Here is a 5,675-nt window from a genome sequence, read left to right on the forward strand (position 1 = left end):
GCCGGACATGACCGAGGCGAAGGTCTCGGTGTTGTTGCCGAGCTGACTGCCCGGGAAGGTGTCGACGGAGAACCCGGCGTCGGCCTCCGCCACGCGCTCGGCGACCAGGTCGATGCCACAGCGGGTGTGCGGGTGGTCCGGCGTGTAGCTGTTGGCGAAGGTGAGGGTGAGTTCTCCGTCGGCGGTTCCGCCGCCGCTGCCGCAGGCCGTGGCGGCGAGCACCAGTGCGGGAACCAGGGCTGTCAGTCGGGTCGTCGTGCGCATGGGGGATTCTCCTCCTTGGGAAGGGGTGTCACAGGTCCAGGAGTCCGGGCAGGAACAGGACCAGGTCGGGTATGAGGATCAGGAGCAGCAGGACCGCCGCCAGGGGGAGCAGGAAGGGCGCGGTACCGCGGAACACCTCGTGCATGGGGGTGCGGGTCGCCGAGCCGAGGACGAAGAGCACTCCGCCGATCGGGGGCGTGAGCAGGCCGATCATCAGGCAGAGGATGGTGATCACGCCGAAGTGGACCGGGTCGGCGCCCAGCCGGACGGCGACGGGCAGCAGGACCGGAACGGTGATGACCAGGGCGGCGATGGGTTCCAGCACGGTTCCGACGAGGATGAGGACCACGCTCACCAGCAGCAGGAGGACGGTGGGGTCGTCGGTCAGGCCCAGCAGGAAGGTCGCCACCTGCTGCGGGACCTGTTCGCGCGCCAGAACCCAGCCGAGGAGGCCCGAGGCGGCGAGGATGATCGCGATGGAGGCGGCCGTGGTGACGGTCTCCGCTCCGACGCGCCACAGGGTGCGCCAGCTCAGCCTGCGGTAGACCAGGCCCAGGAACAGGACGTAGGCGACGCCGACCGACGCGGCCTCGGTGGGGGTGAACAGCCCGCTGAGGATCCCGCCGAGCAGCAGGACGGGGGCGAGCAGCGGACCCAGCGCTCTCCGTGTCGCGGCGGCCAGCTCGCCGCGCGACGCCCGCCTTCCGGCGAGTTCGGGCTTGGTGCGCGCCCACAGGAACACCGCCAGGGTCAGTCCCCCCGCCATCAGCAGGGCGGGGACCACCGCCGCGGCGAACAGCGCGGCGGTGGAGACCGCCGCGACCGACGCGTACACGATCGCGGGGATGCTGGGCGGCATCACGGGGCTGATCAGACTGGTGGAGGCGGTCAGCCCCAGGGTGAAGCGCCGGGGGTACCCGGCCCTGGTCATCGCCGGGACCATCATCTTGCCCATGCCCGCGACGTCGGCCAGGGCCGTGCCGCTGATCCAGGAGAAGCCGACGCTGACGCCGATGTTGACGTAGCCGAGGCCGCCGCGCGCACGCCCCAGCAGGACTCGGGCGAAGGCGAAGAGCCGGTCGGCGATCCCCGTGTGGTTGGCGACGACGCCGAGCAGGATGAACAGCGGGACCGCCAGGAGGGGGAAGCTGTTGACCTCCTGGGCCGCGGTACGCAGGCTCAGCCCCGTGGACTGGCCGCCGACCACCATGTAGGTCAGGCACGGTCCCAGGATCGCGAAGGCGATGGGCACCCGCAGGAGCAGCAGGACGAGGATGCCGAGGACGACCAGCAGCGCGCTCATCGGGCCGCCTCCCCGGAGTCGCGGTGCTCGCGCTGGGGCGGTCCGGGCGACAGCGCCGCGTTGGCGAGGGCCCGCAGCGACATGAGCGCGACGCCCACCAGCGGGATCGCGTAGATCCAGGCCACGGGGATGCGCAGGGCCGGTGTGGACTGCGGGGACCCGCCGAGGACGAGTTCGACGGCCTCCAGGGTCAGCAGCACGCCCACGGCCGCGACCACGAGGTTGGCCAGGACCCACACCGCGCGCAGCGCGCGGTCACCGAGAACGAGGTCGACCACCTTGAGGGTGATGTGCTCGTCTCGGCCCAACAGGTAGGAGACCAGTGAGAACGTGAGCCAGACCAGTCCGAGGCGGGCCAGCTCGCCGGTCCACACCCACCCTTCCACGGGCAGGTGGCGCTGGACGGCCTGGGTGAGGATGAGCGCGAGGATCAGGGCGAGCAGCGCGACCCCGGTGGCCAGTTCTGCGGTTTCCAACCACCGCACCGCCGCGGGACGCGGCGGGCGTGGTGTGTTGCCGGGGGTTGGGGGTCTGTCAGCCATCCGGGCGGCTCCACTCAACGGACGATTACGGTGTCGGCGCAGGTCACGGGGTGCGTGATGCGCATCACCCGAGGCGTGATGTGAACCCTAGGTTTCTCGCTCGTGTCGTGGCAAGCGATTGCCAAAAGTTGTCAAAGCGCGTAGAAGGGGCGTTATGAACTCCCCGAAGCGCACCACCATCTACGACGTGGCCCGGGAGGCGGGCGTCGCCGCCTCCACGGTGTCGCGGGCCCTGCGCAACCCCCGCCGTGTCAACGCCGCCACACGCGAGCACGTCCTCGGTGTCGCCGAACGTCTCGGCTACCGGCCCAGCCCCCTGGCGACCGCGTTGCAGTCCGGACGGACCGCGACCGTGGCGATGCTGGTTCCCGACATCACCAACCCGCACTTCTTCGGCACCGTCAGGGGCGCCGAGCGGCGCGCCTCCGCGGCCGGGATCACCTTCATCCTCAGCGACACCGAGGAGTCGGCCGACACCGAGCGCACGAAGATCGAACACCTGGCGCGATCGGTGGACGGCTTCGTGCTGGCGTCGAGCCGGATGTCCGACGAGAGCGTCTGGGAGCTGGCCGAGGAGCACAACCTGGTCCTGGTCAACCGGGAGGTGCGGGGCCTGCCCAGCGCGGTGGTCGACAGCCGCGCGGGCAGCCGGCAGATCGTGGAGCACCTGGCCTCGCTCGGCCACCGGACACTGGTCTACCTGTCGGGACCGCACCAGTCCTGGCTGGCGGGTGAGCGGTGGCAGGGGCTGCTCGACGGCGCCCGGAACCTGGGCATGAGGGCGACGCGTCTGGGGCCGTTCCCTCCCCGCGTGGTCGGTGGCGGAGCGGCGGCCGACGCCGCCCTGGTGACGGGTGCGACGGCCGTGGTCGCGCACAACGACCTGCTGGCCATCGGCGTGCTGCGCCGCCTGGCCGAACGGAGCGTGAAGGTGCCGGAGCGGATCAGCGTGGTGGGCTATGACGACATCTTCGGGGCCGACTTCTGCGTGCCCGCACTCACGACCCTGGCGGGGCCCCAGGATGAGGCGGGCCGGTCGGCCGTGGAACTGCTCTTGGAGAACAGGTCCCGCTCCACGGCACGCACGCCAGACCGCCGGGTGATGCTCCCCTCGCACCTGGTCATCCGCGGCTCCACCGGCCAGGCGCCGCGCTGAATCCCGGTCCGGCGGCCACGGAGTCGCCACGGGCGGATCGCAATCCGCGACGACCGGGAGAAGCGTGATTCATGTCGCCGTCGATGCGTATGCGCAGGTCACCACTCTGGAACGGAACGGCGAAGCATCGGTTCGCCTCGGCGCCGCCCCCGGGTCAGTGATGGCACCGGGCGCGCGTCGATCCGCCGGGATCCTGACGAACGCCTCGGGCGACACGCAGGGAAGGGACTCCGACGGGCTCCCAGAGCACTGCCCGTACTTCAACGACGACGTGTTCCCGGCCCGCCCCGTCCGGGCGGAGGACTTCTTCTGCCTCAACGACTTCGACACACCTCCCGAGGCCCAGGAGACGGTGAACCGGTTGGTGGGCGAGTTCCTCCCCAGGCGCGCTTCCCCTCCCCCTCCCCCGACGGGAGGGCGGCGGGGTGGACGCACGGGCACGGACGGCCCGGGACGCCGGACCGCCCCACCGTGGTCGGCGCGACCGTGGGACGCGGTGATCCCTCCGGTGGGAGGATCGGGGACGATACACGTGGGACGAGGACCTCGCCGACGGATCACGACCAGCAGGTACCAGAGCCATGGAGGTGGCCGCAGTGAAGCGCGTCGGCGTCATCGGAGTGGGCGAGATCGGTCGGGCGATCGTCGAGGGCCTGTGCGGCGGGAGTGCGCGACCGCCGGAGATCCTCCTCTCCCCCCGGGGCGCCCGCACGGCCGCCGAGCTGGCCGAACGCCACGACAACGCGCACGTGTGCGCCGGCAACCAGGAGGTGGTGGACCGTTCCGAGGTGGTCGTCATCGCCGTACGCCCCCAGGACCGGACCGAGGCGCTGACCGGTCTGCGGGTGGACCGCGACACCGTGGTGGTCAACGTGATGGCCGGGGTCGGCAACGACGACCTGCGCCGGATACTGGCCACCGACGCCCCGCTGGTACGGGCCATCCCTCTTCCCGCCGTACGTGAGCGCCGTTCCATCACGGTGACCTGTCCGTCGCACCCGGTGGCCGACGCCCTCTTCGAGCGCCTGGGTGGGACGCTGCCGGTCGCGGACGAGGCGACCCTCAACGTCTTCTCCGCGCTGACGGCGACGCTGACCAGCCACTACTGGTACCTCGCCACGCTCACGGAGTGGGCGGCGGGCCACGGCCTCGCCGCAGAGGACGCGGACCGCTACCTCCGCGGCCTGTTTCAGGGCGTCGGCCGCGCCCTGGGTGACGAGACCCGTTCCCTCCACCAGCTCGCGTCCGACCACGAGACCCCGAACGGCATCAACGAACGGGTCCGCAACGCCTGGTTCGGCCCGGCCAATTCCGCGGCCCTGCGCCAGGCCCTCGACGACCTCCTCGACGACCTGAGGTGGCCTGGAGACGCCACGCGGACGACCCGGCCCGGGATGATCCCGGGTGGGCGCGCTCCGGCCGGTTCAGGGGGTCCGGTCGGCGGGGAAGCCTCCGGTGGCCACCGGTCCCCACGTCCGCGGCGTGATCCTCAGTAGGGCCTTGCCCTGGCGACGCATCGCCTGGCGGTACTCCTCCCAGTCCGGGTGCTCCCCCGCGATCACCCGGAAGTACTCCACCAGCGGCTCGACCGCGTCCTCCCCGGAGAGCACCTCGGCGGTCCCGTCGACCTGTGCCCAGGGCCCGTCGAAGTCGTCGGAGAGCACCACCACGCTCACCTGCTCGTCCCGCGCGGCGTTGCGGGCCTTGGCGCGCTCGGGGTAGGTGGACACCACGATCCGCCCCTGTGCGTCCACCCCGCAGGTGACGGGTGAGGCCTGGGGCGAACCGTCACGGCGCCGCGTGATGAGCAGGGCCTTGTGCCGTGGCGTGACGAACTCGATCAACCCGTCACGGTCGACTGCGGTGTTGGTGGCGATCGAAGGGCTCACTGTGCTCGCTCTCGGTAGCTGTCCCTGTGGAGGAACCGGGTCAGGGAGTCGGCACGGGGAAACCGTCCCCGCGCGCCCGTCCGTCCCCGGACGAGGAAAGCCAATCACGGATCGGTGGGATGTGGCAGACCCTGGCAGTATCTGGGAGAGCGCCTGCGCCGGTGCGCGCGGCCCCGGAGTCGGGTGGCCCGAGGACCGCGCCGTTCTCGTCGAGCGCGTTCGGGACGGTCAGCCGCCCGGTAGGACCACCGGAGTCCGCAGGAGGGGACCGGGCCCCTCGGGAGCCGGTCTCCGGACACGGACGACGCCGGCGGCGACGTGTCGACCACGTCCCCACCGGCGTCGGTTCTCGCGCCGCCGCCTACACGGGCTGCCCGGCCCTGCGCTTCTCGACGCGTTCGGCGCGGTGGCGTCTGGCCTCGTCGGCGTCCAACACCGGCGCCGCCGCCAACAACTGACGCGTGTACTCGCTCTGCGGATCCTCGTACACGCTGTCGCTGTCGCCCATCTCCACGATCTCA

At 71.6% G+C, this 5,675-nt stretch carries 7 protein-coding genes (1 of these 7 cut by a window edge); 2 read left to right on the forward strand and 5 right to left on the reverse strand.

From position 1 onward, the window contains the following. The 3 genes in view from dctP to D471_RS0129135 are tightly spaced (at most 21 nt apart) and all read right to left on the reverse strand, a layout consistent with a single transcriptional unit that may run on beyond the window. Positions 1 to 271, reverse strand: the 5' end (the start) of a protein-coding gene (gene dctP / locus D471_RS36805; protein WP_338045369.1) for a TRAP transporter substrate-binding protein DctP. 704 nt of this gene lie to the left of the window's left edge; only the first 271 of its 975 coding nucleotides appear in the window; it begins with the start codon at positions 269 to 271; its stop codon lies beyond the left edge, outside the window. Between the two features lie 21 nt (positions 272 to 292). Next, positions 293 to 1,567 carry a TRAP transporter large permease gene (locus D471_RS0129130; RefSeq protein WP_017601884.1) on the reverse strand — a complete coding sequence of 425 codons (1,275 nt, stop codon included), beginning with the start codon at positions 1,565 to 1,567 and terminating at the stop codon, positions 293 to 295. Continuing rightward, positions 1,564 to 2,052, reverse strand: coding sequence for a TRAP transporter small permease (locus D471_RS0129135; RefSeq protein WP_026128195.1), 489 nt, complete (start codon positions 2,050 to 2,052; stop codon positions 1,564 to 1,566). Before D471_RS0129135 ends, D471_RS0129130 begins: the two co-directional genes overlap by 4 nt. Positions 2,053 to 2,263: 211 nt before the next feature. On the opposite strand from D471_RS0129135, the gene D471_RS0129140 reads away from it, so the two are divergent. Together D471_RS0129140 and D471_RS36810 are read left to right on the forward strand one after the other, a co-directional pair. After that, positions 2,264 to 3,265 carry a LacI family DNA-binding transcriptional regulator gene (locus D471_RS0129140; protein WP_017601886.1) on the forward strand — a complete coding sequence of 334 codons (1,002 nt, stop codon included), beginning with the start codon at positions 2,264 to 2,266 and terminating at the stop codon, positions 3,263 to 3,265. A gap of 581 nt (positions 3,266 to 3,846) precedes the next feature. After that, entirely contained in the window at positions 3,847 to 4,761 is a 915-nt protein-coding gene (locus tag D471_RS36810) for an NAD(P)-binding domain-containing protein (RefSeq protein WP_017601887.1), read from the forward strand. On the opposite strand, the gene D471_RS0129150 is transcribed toward D471_RS36810, so the two are convergent. Together D471_RS0129150 and D471_RS42580 are read right to left on the reverse strand one after the other, a co-directional pair. Beyond that, complete coding sequence (locus tag D471_RS0129150; RefSeq protein ID WP_017601888.1) at positions 4,690 to 5,154, reverse strand: PPOX class F420-dependent oxidoreductase; 465 nt, start codon at positions 5,152 to 5,154, stop codon at positions 4,690 to 4,692. The genes D471_RS36810 and D471_RS0129150 overlap by 72 nt on opposite strands. A 361-nt stretch (positions 5,155 to 5,515) precedes the next feature. Next, the coding region (locus D471_RS42580; protein ID WP_152486496.1) for an ABC transporter ATP-binding protein at positions 5,516 to 5,675 on the reverse strand (160 nt) is incomplete at its 5' end.

It is taken from the genome of Nocardiopsis lucentensis DSM 44048 (genome assembly GCF_000341125.1).
Lineage (GTDB): Bacteria > Actinomycetota > Actinomycetes > Streptosporangiales > Streptosporangiaceae > Nocardiopsis > Nocardiopsis lucentensis.